The organism is Microbacterium timonense (assembly GCF_900292075.1).
Classification (GTDB): Bacteria; Actinomycetota; Actinomycetes; order Actinomycetales; family Microbacteriaceae; genus Microbacterium; species Microbacterium timonense.
Genome location: NZ_OLMV01000004.1, coordinates 226,377 through 245,618 on the forward strand (window position 1 = coordinate 226,377; position 19,242 = coordinate 245,618).

Consider the following 19,242-nt stretch of genomic DNA (forward strand, 5'->3'; position numbering starts at 1 on the left):
CGGGCCAGGGCTAGGACCATGGGCGCACAACTCCGGGTCTACAAGCAGAAGATCAGTTCTGCTCAGACGACCAAGAAGATCACGAAGGCGATGGAGCTCATCGCGGCCTCGCGCATCCAGAAGGCGATGGCGCGTGTGCGCGCGTCGTCGCCCTTCGCGCGGGCCGTGACGCGCGCCGTCTCCGCCGTGGCCACGCATTCCAACGTCGATCACCCGCTGACGGTCGAGCGCGAGACGATCCGCCGCTCCGCGGTCGTGATCTTCTCGTCCGACCGGGGCCTCGCCGGAGCGTTCAACTCGCAGATCCTCCGTGAGGGCCTCGAGCTCGCGCAGCTGCTGCGGCAGGAGGGGCGCGAGCCGGTGTTCTACCTCGTCGGCCGCAAGGCCGTCGGGTACTTCCAGTTCCGGCGCATGGACAGCGCCGCGGAATGGACGGGTGACACCGACACGCCGCACTTCTCCACCGCGGAGGAGATCGCCGCGACACTGCTGGACGCGTACGACCGCGGGGGCGACAACGGCGGGGTCGACGAGATCCACCTCGTCTACAACCGCTTCGTCAGCATGATGACGCAGACGCCCGAGACGGTGCGTCTGCTCCCGCTGGAGGTCGTGGAGGCCGAAGAGAGCTCGACGGCGCAGGTGTACCCGCTGTACGAGTTCGAGCCGGATGCCGCGACAGTGCTCGATGCGCTCCTGCCGGTGTACATCCAGAGCCGTGTCTTCAACGCGCTCCTGCAGTCGTCGGCCGCCAAGCACGCCGCGACGCAGAAGGCGATGAAGTCCGCCAGCGACAACGCCGACAAGCTCATCACCGACTACACCCGCCTGCGCAACAACGCGCGCCAGGCCGAGATCACGCAGCAGATCGCCGAGATCGTCGGCGGTGCCGACGCACTGGCGTCGGGCAAGTAGACCACACGAAAGAGAAGAAGCCATGAGCCTCACCGCTGAAAACACGGGAACGGCGACGGAGAAGACGGTCGTCGGACGCGTCGCCCGCGTCACCGGCCCTGTCGTCGACATCGAGTTCCCGCACGACTCGATCCCCGACATCTACAACGCGCTGAAGACGACCATCACGATCGGCGACGACTCCACCGAGATCACCCTCGAGGTCGCTCAGCACCTCGGTGACGACCTGGTCCGTGCCATCTCCCTCAAGCCGACCGACGGCATGGTCCGCGGCCAGGAGGTGCGCGACACCGGCGAGCAGATCACGGTTCCAGTCGGCGACGTCACCAAGGGCAAGGTCTTCAACGTCACCGGCGAGGTGCTCAACGCCGAGCCCGGCGAGACCATCGAGGTCACCGAGCGTTGGCCGATCCACCGCCAGGCGCCGAACTTCGACCAGCTCGAGTCGAAGACGCAGATGTTCGAGACCGGCATCAAGGTCATCGACCTGCTCACCCCCTACGTGCAGGGTGGCAAGATCGGCCTCTTCGGTGGTGCCGGCGTCGGCAAGACCGTCCTCATCCAGGAGATGATCCAGCGCGTCGCGCAGGATCACGGCGGTGTGTCGGTGTTCGCCGGTGTCGGCGAGCGCACCCGTGAGGGCAACGACCTCATCCACGAGATGGAGGAGGCGGGCGTGTTCGACAAGACGGCGCTCGTCTTCGGCCAGATGGACGAGCCGCCGGGGACGCGTCTGCGCGTGGCCCTGTCGGCGCTGACGATGGCGGAGTACTTCCGCGACGTGCAGAAGCAGGACGTGCTGCTGTTCATCGACAACATCTTCCGCTTCACGCAGGCGGGCTCCGAGGTCTCGACGCTCCTGGGCCGCATGCCCTCGGCGGTGGGCTACCAGCCGAACCTGGCCGACGAGATGGGCATCCTCCAGGAGCGCATCACGTCGACGCGCGGCCACTCGATCACCTCGCTGCAGGCGATCTACGTGCCCGCCGACGACTACACCGACCCTGCTCCGGCGACCACGTTCGCGCACCTCGACGCGACCACCGAGCTCTCGCGCGAGATCGCCTCGAAGGGTCTGTACCCCGCCGTGGACCCGCTCTCGTCGACGAGCCGCATCCTGGACCCCCGCTACATCGGCGAGGACCACTACCGCGTGGCGACCGCCGTGAAGCAGATCCTGCAGAAGAACAAGGAGCTGCAGGAGATCATCGCGATCCTCGGTGTCGACGAGCTCTCCGAAGAGGACAAGATCGTCGTGTCGCGGGCGCGCCGCATCCAGCAGTTCCTCTCGCAGAACACCTACATGGCGAAGAAGTTCACCGGTGTCGAGGGCTCGACCGTTCCGATCAAGGAGACCATCGAGTCGTTCGACGCGATCGTGAAGGGCGACTTCGACCACGTCGCCGAGCAGGCGTTCTTCAACGTCGGCGGCATCTCCGACGTCGAGGAGCGCTGGGCGCAGATCCAGAAGGAGAACGGCTGACATGCCGCTGCACGTCAGTCTCGTCTCCGCGGACGCGGAGGTCTGGTCGGGTGAGGCTTCGCTCGTCGTCGCCAAGACCGTCGAGGGCGAGATCGGCTTCATGACCGGTCACGAGCCGGTGCTCGCGATCCTCGCCGAGGGTCAGGTGCGCATCACCCAGACATCGGGGACGAAGATCATCGCCAACGCGCAGGACGGTTTCCTGTCGATGGAGGGGGATGACCTCACCATCGTCGCCGGTAACGCCGCCCTGATCTCCTGAGACATCACCACCAGACTCGGCCGGTCCCTTCGGGGATCGGCCGAGTCGTTTGATCCCGCACCTTCGAGGCGTCCATGCTGATTCTCCTGCCACCCTCCGAGACGAAGAGAGCCGGTGGCAGGGGCGTTCCCCTCGATACGCAGCGCCTCTCCCTGCCACAGCTCGCGCCCCATCGAGATGCGGTCGTGAACGCCCTCATCGCGCTGTCGGACGACGAAGACGAGGCGGCGCGGGTCCTGAAGCTCGGCCCGACGCAGCGCGCAGAGATCGCCGTGAACGCCGCGCTGCGCGAGGCCCCGACGATGGCTGCGATCGACCGGTACACCGGGGTGCTCTACGACGCCCTGGATGCGGCATCCCTCCCGTCGCCGGCCCGTCGCTGGCTGGGTGCCCACGTGCTCATCCACTCCGCTCCTCTCGGCCCGGTAGGCGCTCTGGACCCGATCCCCGCGTACCGGCTCGGTGCCGGCACATCGCTGCCGGGCGTGCCGCCGCTGCGACGACTCTGGGCGGATGCCGTGACGGCGGCGATCGCCGCCGCCGCGCCCCGGTTCGTGCTCGACCTGCGATCCGAGGCGTACGCGGCGCTGGGACCGCTGCCCGACGGCATCCCCTCGCGCTTCGTGCGGGTCGTCAGCGAGAGCGAGGACGGGGCCGTGCGCGCGCTCAACCACTTCAACAAGCACGCGAAAGGCGCGCTCGTGCGTCGTCTGGCCGAAGACCGTCCGCGGGTCGCGTCGGCCGCGGGTTTGCGCACCTGGGCGGATGCCGCAGGGCTGCGTGTCCGCGAAGGCGCGGCCGGTGAGCTCGAGCTGTTCGCCTGAAGCGGCCTGTGCTCGAGCGCCGCGCCCTCAGCGCCGCGTGTGCTGGGCGGTGCGCTCGGTGTTCTCGGCGATCGCGATGAGGGCTACGACCGCCTCGATGATGAATCTCAGCAGGATGATCGCGAGGAACGTCACGACCGGCACGATGATGATCGTCGCGATGAGCCCGGTGACCCCGGCGCCGACGTTGAGCCACATCACCGACACGGCGCTGATGATGCCGCCGACGAAGTAGACGATGAACCCGATGGCGATGGCGACCAGCCCGACGAAGTAGAACACGCCGGCCAGGCGGCGGGTGATGAACGTGCGGAACGACAGGTCGAACAGCGCGGAGAAGAAGCCCTTCCCGACGTCGCTCGCCTCGCCGGCGACGGTGGGAACGCCCGTGTCGTCCGGGTCGGCCGCCCGCGCCGCCTCGGCGGCGGACTGCGGGGGAAGAGGCGGGGGAGTGGGAGCGGACGGGGTCTGGTCGGTCATTGCGCGGCCCTTCGGTCGGATTGTGCTCAGGTTACCCAGCGGCCTGCACCGGAGCCATCTTTGCGGGCGAGCGCCGTCGAACGGGGGCCAACCCCCGAATCGCGCCCGAATGCTGACAGTTGGCTGTGAGCGTCGCTAGCATGTGAGGCGCGGAGCAGGGGCTCCGCGGTCGCGTCTGAGCGCGATCCGAATCGACTCTCTCGGAGGTCGCTCCAACATGTACGACGACGATTACGGCGTCGGGGTCGCGCTCGCGTGGCTCTTCTTCCTGCCGTTCCTCCTGCTCTTCATCGTTGCCGCCTACGTCATCGGCTCGTGGTTCCTGATGAAGATCTTCGACAAGGCCGGCGTGCAGGGCCGCTGGCGCGCGTGGGTGCCGGTGTACAACACCCTGATCTTCGTCAAGCTCGGCGATCTGAACCCGTGGTGGCTGCTCGTGCTCTGGGGCGGTGGCATCGTCCTCGGCTGGGTGCCCGTGCTGGGCACCCTCATCGGCCTCGCGGCGTTCCTGTACACGATGCTCGCGGCCTGGCGTGTCGGGCTGAAGCTGCAGAAGGAAGCCGTCTGGCTCATCCTCTACTTCTTCTTGGCCATCGTGTGGCTCGGGATCAACGCGTTCGACCGCTCGCGCTGGAACACCGCCATCCCCGCCGCGCCGTGGGCGCGCAACTTCCTCGCCGACAACACCGTGTGGAGCGGCATCCCGAATCAGGCGCCCGCCGGCGGGTACCCCGCGAACCCGGCGACCGCGCCCGGCTACGGCGCACCGGCCGGGTACCAGCCGCCTGCCGGTTACGCCGCACCGCCGGCTCCGCCCGCCGGTTACACGCCGCCGCCTGCGCCGCCCGCGGCGCCGGTTCCGCCGCAGTCGGCTCCGCCGGCCGCCGCGCAGCCGCCGGCGACCCCGCCGGCCTCGCCCGAGCCGCCGACCGCAGAGCCGCCCGCCACCGAGCCGCCCGCCACCGAGCCCCCGGCTCCGGACGCACCGCGGCCGTGACATCCTCGACAGCCCCTTGCCGACCGGCGAGGGGCTGTCGCCTTTCCGGCATACCGGCGCTGCGTGCGGCAGCCCGCCTCGGCATCCGCCGGGGCACTGTGCAGAACTCCGCACATCCGGGCCGTGTCGGGCCAGACCGGGCGCGATCGCCGGCCGAAACGTCGCGATCGGGGAGTTCTGCCCGGCCGGGTAACGTCGAGGCATGACTTCCTCCGTTCCGCTGCGCCGCGTCGGCGCCTCCGGCCTGCTCGTATCCGCCGTGGGCCTCGGCTGCAACAACTTCGGCCGGGAGGGCACGCGCACCCAGACCCTCGAGGGGACCCGCGCGGTGCTGGATGCCGCGATCGACGCCGGCGTGACGTTCCTGGACACCGCCGACATGTACGGCGCTGAGCCCGGACTGTCCGAGACGCTCATGGGGGAGGCGCTGAGGGGTCGCCGTGATCAGGTGATCGTGGCCACGAAGTTCGGCCACCCGGGCCGGGACATGGGCTACCCGCCCTCGGGTTCGAAGGGGTCGCGGTCGTACGTGCGCCGCGCGGTCGAGGCATCCCTCACCCGCCTGCAGACGGACTGGATCGATCTCTACCAGCTCCACGTCCCCGACGACGAGACTCCCATCGAAGAGACACTCGACGCGCTGGCCGACCTCGTCCACGAGGGCAAGGTCCGCTACATCGGGCACTCCAACCTCTCGGGCTGGCAGATCGCCGAGGCGTACTTCACCGCGCTGATGCGCCACGGCGTCCCCTTCGTCTCGGCCCAGAACCAGTACAGCCTGCTCGCCCGTGACGCCGAGCGCGACCTGCTGCCGGCGGTGGAGAAGTACCGCCTGGGCTTCCTCCCGTACTTCCCGCTCCACAACGGCCTGCTCACGGGCAAGTTCACCCGGGATGCCGCGCCCGCCGACTCGCGGATCATGCGGCAGCGGCGCCACCTGTACGATGACGCGCCGTGGGATGCGCTCGAGGCTTTCCAGGCCTTCTGCGACGAGCGCGGCATCACCATGCTGGAGGCCACGTTCGGCTGGCTGCTGTCGCATCCCGTGCTTTCCAGCGTCATCGCGGGCGCCACATCGCCCGAGCAGGTGCGAGCCAATGCCGCCGCAGCCTCCGCGTGGACGCCGACGCCGGCGGATCTCGAGGCGATCGACGCCCTGTTCCCGCCCCGCGGGCCGGCCGCCTGAGACCCGCGTCGCGCCCTCGGGCGGAGTTCGCCGACGGCGTACCCCACAGGTTGTCGCTCGCACGCGCGCAGGCGTAGCGTCGCTTTCCGTGCGCGGTCCCGCGATGGCGGGGGTCCCGCGCGCCGGAAAGGTCCGCCGTGCTCGGAAGGCTCCTGGTGCGTTATCTCCGGCCCGCATGGCCGCTCATCGTGGCCGTGGTCGTGTTCCAGCTGGCGCAGTCGCTCGCGTCGCTGTGGCTGCCCACCCTCAACGCCGACATCATCGACAACGGCGTGGTGACAGGCGACATCCCGTACATCTGGTCGACCGGCGGCGTCATGCTGCTGGTGAGCCTGGCTCAGGTGGTGTGCGCCGTCATCGCGGTGTACTTCGGCTCGCGCCTGGCGATGGGGATGGGTCGCGACCTGCGCGGCGATCTCTTCCAGCGGGTGGTGGCGTTCTCGCAGCGCGAGGTGGGTCAGTTCGGGCCGCCGTCCCTGATCACCCGGAACACCAATGACGTGCAGCAGGTGCAGATGCTCGTGCAGGTCTCGGCGACCCTCATGGTGTCCGCGCCGATGCTCGCGATCGGCGGCGTCATCCTGGCGATCAGCCAGGATGTCGGGCTGTCCTGGCTGATGGCGGTCGCGATCCCGGTGCTGCTGATCATCGTCGGACTCATCGTGTGGCGCATGGTGCCGGCGTTCACGCAGATGCAGAAGCGCATCGACCGCGTGAACCAGATCATGCGGGAGCAGCTGAGCGGTATCCGCGTCGTGCGCGCGTTCGTGCGCGAGCGCCACGAGCGGACCCGGTTCGAGTCCGCGAGCGACGATGTCATGCAGACCGGGCTGCGGGCGGGCAACCTGATGGCCCTGATGTTCCCGGCGGTCATGCTGGTCATGAACCTGTCGAGCGTCGCCGTGATCTGGTTCGGGGCGTTCCAGGTGCAGAACAGCGGGGTCGAGATCGGCACGCTCTTCGCCTTTCTCACCTACCTCATGCAGATCCTCATGGGCGTCATGATGGCGACCTTCATGTTCGTCATGATCCCCCGCGCCGCGGTCTGCGCCAATCGCATCGGCGAAGTGCTCGAGACGACGCCGTCGGTGTCGGCGCCGAAGGTCGCCGCATCCGCTCCCGCCCCTCTCGGTCGCATCGAGTTCGACCATGTCGACTTCGCCTATCCGGGGGCAGACGAGGCCGTCCTCCACGACCTGACCTTCACGATCGAACCGGGCACCACAACTGCCGTCATCGGCTCGACGGGCGCGGGCAAGACGACGCTGGTGAGCCTGGTGCCGCGGCTGTTCGACGTGACGGCCGGCAGCGTCCGCGTCGACGGCGTCGACGTGCGCGAGTACGATCCCGACGAGCTGTGGACGCGTGTCGGGCTCGTCCCGCAGCGGGCGTTCCTGTTCTCGGGGAGCGTCGCGTCGAACCTGCGCTACGGCGATCACGATGCCACCGACGAGCAGCTGTGGACCGCGCTCGAGCTCGCACAGGCCGCGGACTTCGTGCGAGGCATGCCCGAGGGCCTGAACGCGCAGATCGCGCAGGGCGGCACGAATGTGTCGGGCGGCCAGCGGCAGCGTCTGGCGATCGCGCGTGCCCTGGTGAAGCGCCCAGAGGTGTACATCTTCGACGACTCGTTCTCGGCACTGGACCTGCGAACGGATGCCGCGCTCCGCCGCGCGCTCGATACGCACCTGCCCGACGCGACCCGGCTCGTCGTCGCGCAGCGGGTCTCGACGATCCAGCACGCGGATCAGATCGTCGTGCTCGACCACGGGCGCATCGTCGGCATCGGCAGGCACGACGACCTCGTCGAGACGTGCGAGACCTACCGCGAGATCGTCGAATCGCAGCTGGCAGCGGAGGCGGCGGCATGAGCGGCTCGACGCGGGCACCGGCCCGGATGCCGATGCAGCGGGGTCCCATGGGACAGGTCTCGGGCGGCGAGAAGGCGCAGAACTTCGGTCCGAGCGCGAGGCGCCTGCTCGGCACGCTGCGATCGGACACCCCGAAGCTCATGCTCGTGCTGGTGTTCAGCATCCTGTCGGTCGCCCTGTCGGTGATCGGCCCGAAGCTGCTCGGCGAGGGCACCAACATCGTGTTCGCCGGCTTCATCTCCTTGCAGGTGCCGTCGGGCGTGACGAAGCAGCAGGTGATCGATCAGCTGGTGGCCTCCGGCAGCCAGGACCAGGCGAACCTGATCGCCGCGACGGACTTCGTTCCGGGTGCGGGCGTCGACTTCGCCGCGCTCGCGCGGATCCTGGCGCTGGTGCTCGCGGTGTACGTGTTCTCCAGCATCTTCGGGTGGCTGCAGGCGCGGATCCTCAACGGCGTCGTGCAGCGCGCGATGCACCGACTGCGCCTGCAGGTCGAGGACAAGGTGCAGCGCCTGCCGCTGTCGTACTTCGACCGGGTGCAGCGCGGCGAGCTCCTGAGCCGCGTCACGAACGACGTCGACAACATCGGGCAGTCGATGCAGCAGACGCTGTCGCAGGTGGTCATCTCGCTGCTGACGGTCATCGGCGTCCTCACGATGATGTTCATCATCTCGCCCCTGCTCGCGGTGATCGCGCTCGTCACGATCCCGCTGACGCTCGTCATCACGGTGCTGGTGGCGCGGCGCTCGCAGAAGCTGTTCGTGCAGCAGTGGAAGACGACCGGCGTCCTGAACGCGCGCGTCGAGGAGACGTTCTCAGGCCACTCGATCGTCAAGGTGTTCGGTCACCAGACGGAGGTGGAGTCCGACTTCCGCACCGAGAACGAGGAACTGTACCGCGCGAGCTTCGGAGCGCAGTTCCTCTCGGGTGTGATCATGCCCGCGATGATGTTCGTCGGGAACCTCGTCTACGTCGCGATCGCCGTCGTGGGCGGGCTGCAGGTGGCGGCCGGTCTCATGTCCATCGGCGATGTGCAGGCCTTCATCCAGTACTCGCGCCAGTTCACCCAGCCGCTGAGCCAACTGGGCTCGATGGCCAATCTCCTCCAGTCCGGCGTCGCCAGCGCCGAGCGCGTGTTCGAGCTGCTGGACGAAGCGGAGCAGACGCCCGACGACGAACAGGCCGAGACCGCTCCCGAGTCGGCCAGCCGGCTGGAGTTCGACGGCGTCTCCTTCCGCTACAGCCCCGACAAGCCGCTCATCGAAGGGCTCTCGCTGGCCGCGCGACCGGGGAGTACGGTCGCGATCGTCGGCCCGACCGGCGCCGGCAAGACCACGCTCGTGAACCTCATCATGCGGTTCTACGACGTCGACGGCGGCCGGATCACGCTCGACGGCGTCGACACCCGCCACATGACCCGAGACGACCTCCGGGCGCGCACCGGCATGGTGCTCCAAGACACGTGGCTCTTCGCCGGCACCATCCGGGAGAACATCGCGTACGGCCGGCCCGACGCGACGGAGGAGGAGATGGTCGCCGCGGCGACCGCCGCGTACGTCGACCGCTTCGTGCACGCGCTGCCCGACGGCTACGACACGATGCTCGACGACGAGGCGACGAACCTCAGCGTCGGCGAGCGGCAGCTCGTGACGATCGCGAGGGCGTTCCTCGCCGACCCGCGCATCCTGATCCTCGACGAGGCGACATCGTCGGTCGACACCCGTACCGAGCTGCTCATCCAGCGTGCCATGTCGCGGCTGCGAGAGGACCGGACGGCCTTCGTGATCGCCCACCGGCTCTCGACCATCCGCGACGCCGATCTGATCCTGGTGATGGAGGACGGCACGATCGTCGAGCAGGGCCCCCACGACGAGCTGCTGGCGGCCAAGGGAGCGTACTGGCGCCTGTACAACGCCCAGTTCGAAGGCGCGGCCGAGGACGAGGGCGCCGTCGCCGTGTCGGCGGCGCCGCTGGCACCGCCGCCGACGACCGCGCAGATCGTGGTCGACTCCCTCGCCGAGTCGGAAGAGGCACTGGAGTGACCCACTAGTATGTGAGGACGTGGGGCCGACCGGCCCCACGTCTGCCGACGGGAGGACTGGGCGTGCCCGACGTATCCACCCAGTCCGTTGCGGTACCCGTCCCCGGCGGCGAGCTCGAGCTCTCGTGGGCGGCCGTCACCGACACCGGACGGCGCCGCGAGGTCAACCAGGACGCCATGTACGCGTCCTACCCGCTGTTCGTGGTCGCCGACGGCATGGGCGGGCACGTCGGCGGTGAGATCGCCAGCGCGAGCGCGATCGAGCGACTGCGCGCTGTGGCCGACACCGGCAGCGTGAGCCCGAAGACGATCGAGAAGGCGCTGGCCAAAGCGGTCAAAGACATCGCATCGCACCCCGAGGCCACCGACGACGGCACAGGGACGACGGTGACCGGCGTGTTCCTCGACACCAGCGGGGATGCGCCGCACTGGGTGACGCTCAACATCGGCGACTCGCGCGTCTATCTGGTCCGTGACGGCGCCATCGTGCAGGTGACCACGGACCACTCCGTCGTGCAGGAGCTCGTCGCGGCCGGTCGCCTCAGCCCCGAAGAGGCCGAGAACCACCCGTACGGCAACGTCATCACGCGCGCCGTGGGCCCCAGCGAGGGCGTGACGCCCGATTATGTGCGGCTCGACGTCGCCGAGGGCGATCGCTTCGTGATCTGCTCCGACGGCCTCACGAAGGAGCTCACGGATTACGGCATCCGTCACTTCCTGGATGAGAATCCCGACCCCGCCGACGCCGCGATGGCGATGCTGGACGCCGCCCTCGAGAACGGCGGACGCGACAACATCACGGTGATCGTGCTGGACGTCGGCCGGCCCGGCGCTGATCCTGACGATGCCGAGGCGTCCGAGGGCGCGGCCGGCGACGAACGTGCGGAGGCGCGCGAGGCGGACATCGAGGCCGACGGTCACGAGGCCGGGGCCGACGGCTCCCCGGCGGGCGACCCTTCCTCCCCAGAACGGGACTGAACGCCGGCATCCACAGATCCGGCCATCCACCGCCGCGGGCATCCGCCGCCGCGGTGAACTGAGGGCATGCGCTCGCTTCACCGCCCGACCGGGGACCCGCGAACCGGCGTTCCGGAGGGGTCCCGCCCCGCTCCGGCCGCGACGGTGGCGGCGGTGCTCGACGACGAGCCGTTGCAGCTGCCCCCCGCCTGGACTCCGCCCGCGCGACCGCCCCTGCCGCTGGTCGCGGCGATCGTGCCGGTCGTGGGTGCGGTCGCGCTGTGGCTGGTCACCGGCTCCCCCTACACGTTGTGGTTCGCCCTGCTGGGCCCGCTCATCGCCGGGGCCACCATGCTCGACGCGCGGCGAGCGGCGCGTCGGGACGGTCGCCGGGCGGCGGCCGAGGCGGCTCGGTCGCGCGAGGAGGTCGCGGCGGCGGTCGCTGCGCGGCACGAAACCGAGCGCGCGCAGCTGTGGGGGAGGCATCCCGACGTTTCGCGGCTGGTGCATGGCGAGGGCGACATCTGGCGTTCGGGTTCGGTCCCCTCGCTCGTGGTGGGGCGCGGCGAACGCGCGAGCGGCGTGAAGGTGCGCGGAGGAGACGGCGACGCGGATGCCGCGGCGCTGCGCCGTCGGGCAGCGCAGCTCGCAGACGCCCCTGTCACGGTCCCCGCGTCGGCGGGTGTCGCGGTGGTGGCGGGCGGCGCACTGGGCGCGGCGGTGCAGCGGGCCCTCGCGATGCAGTTGTGCCTGGCCGTGGCGCCTGGGGATCTGTGTGTCGTCGGCCCACTCGGCGAAGGGATGCAGTGGGCTGAGCGTCTGCCGCATCGCCGGGCAGACCGTGGTGCACGGCTCGCCCTCCTGTCTCCCGGTGACCTGCACACGGCGGATGCCGACATCGTCATCGCCTGCTGCGGCCCCGGCGAGACGCCACCGCCGCGTTGCCAGGCGGTCCTCACCGTCGCCTCTCCCGACGTCGCCCGACTCGATCATGACGGCCGGACCGTGTCTGTGCGGGTCGAGGCCCTGTCCGCTGCACAGGCGGAACAGATCGCTGCGGACCTCGCGTCACGGGCAGAGCGGGTGCTCGGCATGACCGGGGGAGCTCCCCAGCCGATCAGCCTGGCGTCGCTGCTGTCCCCGGCCGGCGCCCAGGGGCAGGCCCCGCGCGACGACCTCGCCGTCGCCCGCACCACCCTTCCCGCCGCGATCGGCCTTGCCGGCAGGGAGCAGGCGATCGTCGACCTCGTCGACGACGGGCCGCACGCCGTCGTCGCCGGAGTCACCGGAGCGGGCAAGAGCGAACTGCTCATCACCTGGATCCTCGCGCTGTGCGCGACCCGCTCCACCGACGAGGTGACCTTCCTGCTCGCAGACTTCAAGGGCGGCACCGCGTTCGACGGGCTGGCCGGGGTCCCGCATGTGACCGGTGTGATCACCGACCTCGACGGCGCAGGGGCACGGCGGGCGATCGACAGCCTGCGAGCCGAGCTGCGGCGCCGCGAGGCGACGATCGCGGCCGCCGGTGCGCGCGACATCCGGGATCCTCGCGTGCGGCTGCCTCGGTTGGTCGTCGTGGTGGACGAGTTCGCCGCGCTGATCGGCGAGAACCCGGAACTGCACGGGCTGTTCGCCGACATCGCGGCACGCGGCCGTGCTCTCGGCATCCATCTGGTGCTCGGCACGCAACGGGCCTCAGGCGTGATCCGCGACAACCTGCTGGCGAACTGTCCGTTGCGCATCAGCCTGCGCGTCACCGACCCTGCAGACAGCCGGGCGCTCCTGGGCAGCGACGACGCCGCGCGCCTGCCGGGCGGCGCTGCCGGCCGTGGCGCGGCGTACATCCGGCGTGCGGGCGACACCACCGCGCAGCTCGTGCGGATCGCGCTGTCCGGCCCGGACGACGTCGCACGGGCGGCACTGAACGTCGGCACGCGCGTCCCTGAGCGGCCGTGGCTTCCCGCGCTGCCGGCGATGCTGCCTCTGGAAGAACTGCGGCGACGTCATGCAGGCGACGCAGGACCGCTCGGCGCGGTGCTCCTGGGGCTGGCCGACGAGCCCGAGCGCCAGCGGCAGCCGCCCGCCGTGCTGCTGCCCGGCGACAGGGCGTTGCTCGTGCTCGGCGGACCCGGGTCCGGCGTGACCAACGTGCTCGATCTCGTACAGGCGCAGCACGCGGATGCCGCCGTGCGCGTGCCGGAGGACGCCGAGGATATGTGGGATGTCGTCTCGGCGCTGCATGCGGCCGCCCCGCCTCCGGGCACCGTGGTGCTCATCGACGACGTCGACGCGCTCGCGCAGCGGCTGCCCGCCGAGTACGCGCAGGTGCTCCTCGAGCGCCTGGAGGCCATCATCCGGCGAGCCGGGAACGGCGGCCTGCTCGTCGTGGCGGGTGCACACCGCGCCACGGGTGCTGTCTCCCGGCTCGCCGACCTCTTTCCCCGCCGCCTTATGCTGCCCTACACCACGCGTCTGGAGCACGCGGCGGCCGGTGGGGACGCGTCGTGGTTCGACCCCTCGGCGCCGGCGGGCAGGGGACGCCTGGACGGGTGCCCGGTCCAGATCGCGCTGGCCCCGCCGCCGGTCGTCCCGTCGCGGGTTCTTCCGGCGCCGTGGGCTCCCGCAGCCGCCGTGACCGGTGTCGTGGCTCGGCGCTCCCCGGCAGGTCGCCGCGCGCTGGCGGCATGGGCAGCGGGCGGCGTGCGTGTGGTCGGGCCCGATGAGTACGTCGCCGATCCCACGCCGGTCGGCGACGGGCGGGTGGTGGTCGTGGGCGAGCCCGATGACTGGCAGCGCCACTGGCGGCTGCTGGCCGACCTGCGCGGCGACCACGACCTCGTCATCGACACGTCGTGCGCCGCCGAACTGCGCGTGCTCGCCGGGTTCCGCGGCATCCCGCCGTATTGCGAGCCGGGCCGGGCGCGCGCGTGGCTCATCGCCGCCGGCGCTGAGCCGGTCCGCATCGTCCTTCCCGGCGACGACGTCGCCCCGCACCGACAGCCAGATGCGTTGACCTGGCCCCATCCATCCCCCTAGCGTCGCTCTGTGGCTACTTCCCCGATTCAGCTCGACCGACCGGACGGAAAGGGGCTCGCAGCAGGGACGCTGGGGCTCTGGGGTTCGACCGTCATCGGTCTCGCATCGACCGCACCGGTCTACTCCCTCGTGGCGACCCTCGGGTTCGTCGTCCTCGCCGTGGGCGCACAGGCGCCCATCGCGTTCGTCGTCGCCTTCATCCCCATGCTGTTCATCGCGTTCGCATACCGGGAGCTCAACCGCGACATCCCCGACTGCGGCACCACCTTCACGTGGGGCACCAAGGCATTCGGCCCCTGGGTCGGGTGGATGGGCGGCTGGGGCGTCGCGGTGGCCGGCATGGTCGTGCTGGCCAACCTCGCGCAGATCGGCGGCATCTACTTCTGGGCGCTGGTGGACGGCATCGTCGGAAACAGCGACGACGCGCTCCTGTCCGACAACGTGCCCCTCGTCACGGCGACCGGCGTCTTCTTCATCCTCGCGATGACCTGGATCAGCTGGCGCGGTGTCGAGATCGGCGAGCGCATCCAGAACGTGCTGCTCGGCATCCAGTACGCCGCCCTCGCGATCTTCGTGATCGCGGCCCTGTGGCAGTTCTTCGCCGGCACCGCGCCGGACCCGACGCCCTTCGAATGGTCGTGGTTCAACCCTGCGGCATTCACCGACTGGAGCGGATTCACCGAGGCCGTGCTCCTCGCGCTCTTCATCTACTGGGGATGGGACACGTGCCTCGCACTGAACGAGGAGACGAAGGACCCGAAGCGGATCCCCGGGTTGGCCGCTCTGCTGACCACGGTCATCCTGCTCGTCACCTACGTCGGGGTCACGGTGGCCGCGATGATGTACGCCGGACTCGGCGAAGACGGCACGGGCCTGGGCAACGAGGCGAACGCCGACGACTTCTTCCTCGCCATCAAGGACGGACTGCTCGGGCCGTTCGGCTGGGTGCTCGTCGTCGCCGTGCTGATCTCGGCGGTGTCGTCCACGCAGACCACCATCCTGCCGACGGCCCGGGGGACGCTGGCCATGGCGGCCTACCGGGCGCTGCCGCGGCGCTTCATGGCGGTGCATCCGCAGTACCGCACCCCGTCGTTCTCCACGATCGTGATGGGTGTCGTGGCGAGCGTGTATTACATCGGCATGACCCTCATCAGCGACAACATCCTGCAGGACTCGATCCTGTCGCTCGGCCTCGCGATCGCGTTCTACTACGCCATCACCGGCTACGCCTGTGTCTGGTACTACCGCAAAGAGCTGTTCCGGTCGGCCGGCGCGTTCTTCTTCAAGGGTCTGCTTCCGCTGCTGGGCGCCCTCATGCTCACCTACGCCTTCATCCAGTCCGCGATCGACATGTACGACGTCGACTACGGCTACACCGTGCTCCTGGGCATCGGCGGCACGTTCGTGCTGGGTATCGGCGCGCTCGCGCTCGGTGTCGTGCTGATGCTGCTGTGGTTCCTCTTCCCCGGGGCCAAACCGTTCTTCCGGGGAGAGAGCCTCAACCGCGACACGCCCGTCCTGGTGCCGGAGGACCCCGCCGACTACTCACGGTCGATCGACGGCGGGCTCGCATAGCCTGTCGTGGGACCGGCCGCCGGCCGGTCCCACCGCGATCACGGTCTCACACCAGAACTGCGTCCAGCGGTGCGAGATCGAGCTCGTGCGCGGTCGCCACCCCGGGGTTCGCGACGCGGCCGTCGACGGTGTTCAGACCACCGGCGAGCGCGGCATCCGCGCGCAGCGCCTCCCGCCAGCCGCGGCGGGCGATCTGGCGCACATAGGGGAGTGTGGCGTTCGTCAGCGCGGAGGTCGACGTGTTCGGGACGGCGCCGGGCATGTTGGCGACGCAGTAGAAGACGGTGCCGTGCACGGCGAACGTCGGGTCGGCGTGGGTCGTCGGATGCGTGTCCTCGAAGCAGCCGCCCTGGTCGACCGCGATGTCGACGAGCACCGAACCCGGTCGCATGCGCGAGACCATGTCATTGGTGACGAGCTTCGGCGCCTTCGCACCCGGGATGAGCACCGAGCCGATCACGAGATCCGACGCGACCACGGCCCTGTCCAGGTCCAGCGGGTTGGACGCGGCGGTCTTCACCCGTCCCTGGAAATGGTCGTCGAGGTAGCGCAGTCGCTGCACGTTGGTGTCGAAGACCGTCACGTCGGCGCCCATGCCGACCGCGATGACGGTCGCGTTGGCTCCCGCCACACCGCCGCCGATCACCGTCACGACCGCGGGACGTGTGCCCGGCACCCCCGACATGAGCAGGCCCCGTCCGCCTGCGGAACGCATGAGGGTGTTGGCTCCCACCATCGGAGCCAGACGCCCGGCCACCTCGCTCATCGGCGCCAGCAGGGGCAGACCGCCGCCCGGAAGCTGCACCGTCTCGTACGCGATCGCGGTGACGCGGTCGGCCAGCAGGCGCTCGGTCAGCGGTCGGTCCGCCGCCAGGTGCAGGTAGGTGAAGAGCACCAGGTCGTCGCGGAAGTACCCGTACTCGCTCGCGATGGGCTCCTTGACCTTCAGCAGCAGCTCCGCCCGAGCCCAGACCTCGGCGGGATCGTCCAGGAGCACGGCGCCCGCGGCCTCGTACTCGGCATCCGGCATGGATGAGCCCTCACCTGCCCCGCGCTGCACGAAGACCTCGTGACCGGCAGCGGCCAGGTCGTGCACCCCCGAGGGGGTGAGGGCGACCCGATACTCGTTGTTCTTCACCTCGGTGGGGACGCTGATCCTCATCGTGTGGTCCTTTCCGCTCCGCCGTTGGAGCGCTCAGGCTCCTCGTGGGAGCGCCTCTAGAAAGCGGGGCGGATGGCCCCGACATCCTTCCCGCCGCCGGTGACCGACAGGGTGAGCTTCGACAACGTGTCGGCGACATCCGGCGATGCCAGCGCGCCGTGCCGTTCCAGCAGACGCAGAGCGACCGCCGTCGCCGCGCGCAGGCTGCCGTCGAGCACCTTGAGGGCGACCGTCGTGCCGTCGGGGGCTACCATCACCATCACGCCCTCCGCGCCATGCTTGGCGAACACGCCCAGCCGCTCGACCGCGATCGTGTCGGGGGACCCGGGCCCCTGGATGGTCCACGGGTGGGTGCGGACGGCTTCGACCAAGGCGCCGGCGCTGCGATGCAGCGCGAACGGCGAGGTCGTCGAGGAGGTGCCGATGCGGTGGATGGCCTTCGCGAGGCCGAACAGCGTCATGGCGTAGACCGGTGCGCCGCAGCCGTCGATGGCCGTGGCCGACACCTTCTCGCCGATGAGGCGTTCGACGACATCGCGGATGAGGACCTGGACGGGATGCTCGGGAGAGAGGTACCCCTCCGGATCCCAGCCGTTCACGACGCTGGTCAGGAGCATGGCCGCGTGCTTGCCGGAGCAGTTCATGCGGACCGGCGCCGGCTGGCCCAGTTCGCGGATGAGCTCGTTGCGCGTCGCCGTGTCACCCGGCCAGGCGGCCGGGCACGCCAGCGCGTCCTCACTCAGCTGCGCGGCGGCGAGGATCTCGCGGACGACCCGCACGTGCCGGTCGGTGCCGGAGTGGCTCGCGGTGGCCAGGCCCAGGCGCTCGCCCTCCAGCGGCGCTCCCGCCGAGAGGCACGCGAGCGCCTGCAGGGGCTTGAGGCTCGAGCGGGGGAGGATCAGCGAGGAGGGGTCGCCGATCTTCTCGGCGATGCTGCCGTCCGCGGCCAGCACGATGGCGATGCCCGAATGACGCGACTCCACGAAGCCGCTGCGTTCGACGACGGCGAGCTCGACGGCATCGGCTGCGGCGAAGGTCTGCGGCACCCCGCCAGCCTACCGCCGCAGGGGTGGTGGTCCCGCATGACAGACTGGCCTCATGTGGGGTGAGCATCGCTACGCGGTCCGTACCACCTGGACCGGCGATCGCGGGACGGGCACATCGGGCTACCGCGACTACGACCGGGCCGTCACGATCGAGATCGACGGCAAGCCGGCGCTGCTGGCGTCGTCCGACAAGCCGTTCCGCGGCGACGTCACGAGATGGAACCCCGAGGACATGCTGGTCGCCGCCCTGAGCGAATGCCACCTGCTGTCGTACCTGCACGCCTGCGTCCAGGCGGGTGTCGTGGTGGTCGGCTACGAGGACGACGCCTCCGGCCTCATGGTGGAGGACGGCCGCGGCGGAGGTGCGTTCCGCGAGGTGGTGCTGCGACCGCGCGTGACCGTGGCGGACGCCTCGATGACGGATGCCGCGACCGCCGCGCACGCACAGGCGCACGAGTGGTGCTTCATCGCCAACTCGGTGAACTTCCCGGTGCGCCACGAGCCGACGATCGTCGTCGCGGGCGTGGCGGTCGCACCCAACCCCTGAGCGGTGCCGCTCCAGCTCAGCGACGCTCGTGCGGGAGCACCTGCTTGATGCGGTCGATGGGGTTCTGCGCGGGGACCTCGTTGTACGCTCCCGCGAGCTCCTGACCCGACAGCGCGTGGATGGCGCTCATGATCTCGTCCGTGGCGAGACGACGCGCCCTCCCGGACGACGCCGCCCCGTGGTGCGAGAGGTCGAGCGGCTTGCCGAACCTGACCGTGACCCGGTGCTTGCGCGAGGGCATCCTGGCGCCCACCGGCATCGCCTTGTCGGTGCCGATGAGCCCCACGGGGACGACGGGCGCCCCGGTCTGCAGCGCCAGGAAGGCCACGCCGGTGCGGCCCTTGTACAGACGCCCGTCGAGCGAGCGCGTGCCTTCCGGATAGAGCGCGACGGCGCTGCCGTTCTCCAGCAGCGCCCGCTGCTGGTCGAGGGCGTCCAGCGCCGCCTGGCCCGCGCCGCGCTGAACCGGAACCGCCCCGATCGCGGTGAAGAACCACCGCGATGCGGGCGTGTCGAAGTAGCTCGACTTCGCGAGGAAGTGCACCGGGCGCGGCGCGGCGACGGGGATCGCGATGGAATCGATGAACGACAGGTGGTTGCTCGCGAAGATCACCGGCCCGGACTTCGGGACGTTCGCCCGTCCCTCGACGTGCGGCCGGTAGACCAGGCGCGCGAGCGGCGCGACGACGAACCGGCCGAACGCATACGTCGCACCCATACGGCGCACCGCACCGGCCGGGGTCTCTCGCGCCGCCGCGCTGTCGTCAGAGGTCTCGTCGGCGCCGGGTACGAGGTCCGAAGTCACCCGTAGAGGGTACTCCCGTTCGCATTCCGTCATCGGCATAGCCACCTCTCAGCGT

General features: G+C 70.1%; 16 protein-coding genes. 12 read left to right on the plus strand and 4 right to left on the minus strand.

Annotated features, from left to right (window positions below):
- The first annotated feature begins 18 nt into the window (after positions 1-18).
- The 4 genes from C9992_RS13360 to C9992_RS13375 all read left to right on the plus strand — a co-directional run bounded on the left by C9992_RS13360 (position 19) and on the right by C9992_RS13375 (position 3,484).
- A complete protein-coding gene (locus C9992_RS13360; RefSeq protein WP_106816109.1) occupies positions 19-915 on the plus strand; it encodes a F0F1 ATP synthase subunit gamma in 897 nt (298 codons plus the stop codon).
- Positions 916-937: 22 nt separating this feature from the next.
- Entirely contained in the window at positions 938-2,398 is a 1,461-nt protein-coding gene (gene atpD / locus C9992_RS13365) for a F0F1 ATP synthase subunit beta (RefSeq protein ID WP_106816110.1), read from the plus strand.
- Between the two features lies 1 nt (position 2,399).
- Positions 2,400-2,660 (plus strand): F0F1 ATP synthase subunit epsilon, encoded by a 261-nt coding sequence (locus tag C9992_RS13370; protein ID WP_106816111.1) that lies wholly within the window; start codon positions 2,400-2,402, stop codon positions 2,658-2,660.
- Between the two features lie 74 nt (positions 2,661-2,734).
- The gene (locus C9992_RS13375) at positions 2,735-3,484 is read left to right on the plus strand and encodes a YaaA family protein (protein ID WP_106816112.1); all 750 of its coding nucleotides are present in this window, start codon (positions 2,735-2,737) and stop codon (positions 3,482-3,484) included.
- A 27-nt stretch (positions 3,485-3,511) separates the two neighbouring features.
- Here C9992_RS13375 and C9992_RS13380 read toward each other — a convergent pair whose 3' ends face one another.
- Positions 3,512-3,964 (minus strand): DUF4282 domain-containing protein, encoded by a 453-nt coding sequence (locus tag C9992_RS13380; RefSeq protein ID WP_106816113.1) that lies wholly within the window; start codon positions 3,962-3,964, stop codon positions 3,512-3,514.
- 217 nt (positions 3,965-4,181) lie between these two features.
- Here C9992_RS13380 and C9992_RS13385 point away from each other — a divergent pair, with 217 nt between their 5' ends.
- From C9992_RS13385 to C9992_RS13415, 7 genes are all read left to right on the plus strand, one after another.
- Complete coding sequence (locus tag C9992_RS13385) at positions 4,182-4,961, plus strand: DUF5684 domain-containing protein (protein ID WP_106816114.1); 780 nt, start codon at positions 4,182-4,184, stop codon at positions 4,959-4,961.
- Positions 4,962-5,163: 202 nt separating this feature from the next.
- Complete coding sequence (locus C9992_RS13390) at positions 5,164-6,147, plus strand: aldo/keto reductase (protein ID WP_106816115.1); 984 nt, start codon at positions 5,164-5,166, stop codon at positions 6,145-6,147.
- Between the two features lie 137 nt (positions 6,148-6,284).
- Positions 6,285-8,018 (plus strand): ABC transporter ATP-binding protein, encoded by a 1,734-nt coding sequence (locus tag C9992_RS13395; protein ID WP_106816116.1) that lies wholly within the window; start codon positions 6,285-6,287, stop codon positions 8,016-8,018.
- Positions 8,015-10,060, plus strand: coding sequence for an ABC transporter ATP-binding protein (locus tag C9992_RS13400; RefSeq protein ID WP_106816117.1), 2,046 nt, complete (start codon positions 8,015-8,017; stop codon positions 10,058-10,060). The genes C9992_RS13395 and C9992_RS13400 overlap by 4 nt, the downstream gene beginning before the upstream one ends.
- 62 nt (positions 10,061-10,122) lie before the next feature.
- A complete protein-coding gene (locus tag C9992_RS13405) occupies positions 10,123-11,037 on the plus strand; it encodes a PP2C family protein-serine/threonine phosphatase (RefSeq protein WP_200826331.1) in 915 nt (304 codons plus the stop codon).
- Between the two features lie 66 nt (positions 11,038-11,103).
- The gene (locus C9992_RS13410; RefSeq protein ID WP_106816118.1) at positions 11,104-14,052 is read left to right on the plus strand and encodes an FtsK/SpoIIIE domain-containing protein; all 2,949 of its coding nucleotides are present in this window, start codon (positions 11,104-11,106) and stop codon (positions 14,050-14,052) included.
- A gap of 9 nt (positions 14,053-14,061) precedes the next feature.
- Positions 14,062-15,627 carry an APC family permease gene (locus tag C9992_RS13415; protein WP_106816119.1) on the plus strand — a complete coding sequence of 522 codons (1,566 nt, stop codon included), beginning with the start codon at positions 14,062-14,064 and terminating at the stop codon, positions 15,625-15,627.
- A 46-nt stretch (positions 15,628-15,673) separates the two neighbouring features.
- Here C9992_RS13415 and ald read toward each other — a convergent pair whose 3' ends face one another.
- Together ald and C9992_RS13425 are read right to left on the minus strand one after the other, a co-directional pair.
- Complete coding sequence (gene ald, locus C9992_RS13420; protein ID WP_106816120.1) at positions 15,674-16,789, minus strand: alanine dehydrogenase; 1,116 nt, start codon at positions 16,787-16,789, stop codon at positions 15,674-15,676.
- A 56-nt stretch (positions 16,790-16,845) separates the two neighbouring features.
- The gene (locus C9992_RS13425; protein WP_106816121.1) at positions 16,846-17,835 is read right to left on the minus strand and encodes an asparaginase; all 990 of its coding nucleotides are present in this window, start codon (positions 17,833-17,835) and stop codon (positions 16,846-16,848) included.
- A 52-nt stretch (positions 17,836-17,887) separates the two neighbouring features.
- On the opposite strand from C9992_RS13425, the gene C9992_RS13430 reads away from it, so the two are divergent.
- Positions 17,888-18,382, plus strand: coding sequence for an OsmC family protein (locus C9992_RS13430; protein WP_106816122.1), 495 nt, complete (start codon positions 17,888-17,890; stop codon positions 18,380-18,382).
- 16 nt (positions 18,383-18,398) lie between these two features.
- On the opposite strand, the gene C9992_RS13435 is transcribed toward C9992_RS13430, so the two are convergent.
- Positions 18,399-19,100 carry a lysophospholipid acyltransferase family protein gene (locus C9992_RS13435; RefSeq protein WP_106816239.1) on the minus strand — a complete coding sequence of 234 codons (702 nt, stop codon included), beginning with the start codon at positions 19,098-19,100 and terminating at the stop codon, positions 18,399-18,401.
- Positions 19,101-19,242 lie beyond the last annotated feature (142 nt).

What these genes read in the sequence shown, in the direction of transcription:
- C9992_RS13360 (WP_106816109.1), top strand. Translation starts at nt 19, where the DNA reads ATGGGCGCACAACTCCGGGTCTACAAGCAGAAGATCAGTTCTGCTCAG.
- atpD (WP_106816110.1), top strand. Translation starts at nt 938, where the DNA reads ATGAGCCTCACCGCTGAAAACACGGGAACGGCGACGGAGAAGACGGTC.
- C9992_RS13370 (WP_106816111.1), top strand. Translation starts at nt 2,400, where the DNA reads ATGCCGCTGCACGTCAGTCTCGTCTCCGCGGACGCGGAGGTCTGGTCG.
- C9992_RS13375 (WP_106816112.1), top strand. Translation starts at nt 2,735, where the DNA reads ATGCTGATTCTCCTGCCACCCTCCGAGACGAAGAGAGCCGGTGGCAGG.
- C9992_RS13380 (WP_106816113.1), bottom strand. Translation starts at nt 3,964, where the DNA reads ATGACCGACCAGACCCCGTCCGCTCCCACTCCCCCGCCTCTTCCCCCG.
- C9992_RS13385 (WP_106816114.1), top strand. Translation starts at nt 4,182, where the DNA reads ATGTACGACGACGATTACGGCGTCGGGGTCGCGCTCGCGTGGCTCTTC.
- C9992_RS13390 (WP_106816115.1), top strand. Translation starts at nt 5,164, where the DNA reads ATGACTTCCTCCGTTCCGCTGCGCCGCGTCGGCGCCTCCGGCCTGCTC.
- C9992_RS13400 (WP_106816117.1), top strand. Translation starts at nt 8,015, where the DNA reads ATGAGCGGCTCGACGCGGGCACCGGCCCGGATGCCGATGCAGCGGGGT.
- C9992_RS13410 (WP_106816118.1), top strand. Translation starts at nt 11,104, where the DNA reads ATGCGCTCGCTTCACCGCCCGACCGGGGACCCGCGAACCGGCGTTCCG.
- ald (WP_106816120.1), bottom strand. Translation starts at nt 16,789, where the DNA reads ATGAGGATCAGCGTCCCCACCGAGGTGAAGAACAACGAGTATCGGGTC.
- C9992_RS13430 (WP_106816122.1), top strand. Translation starts at nt 17,888, where the DNA reads ATGTGGGGTGAGCATCGCTACGCGGTCCGTACCACCTGGACCGGCGAT.
- C9992_RS13435 (WP_106816239.1), bottom strand. Translation starts at nt 19,100, where the DNA reads ATGGGTGCGACGTATGCGTTCGGCCGGTTCGTCGTCGCGCCGCTCGCG.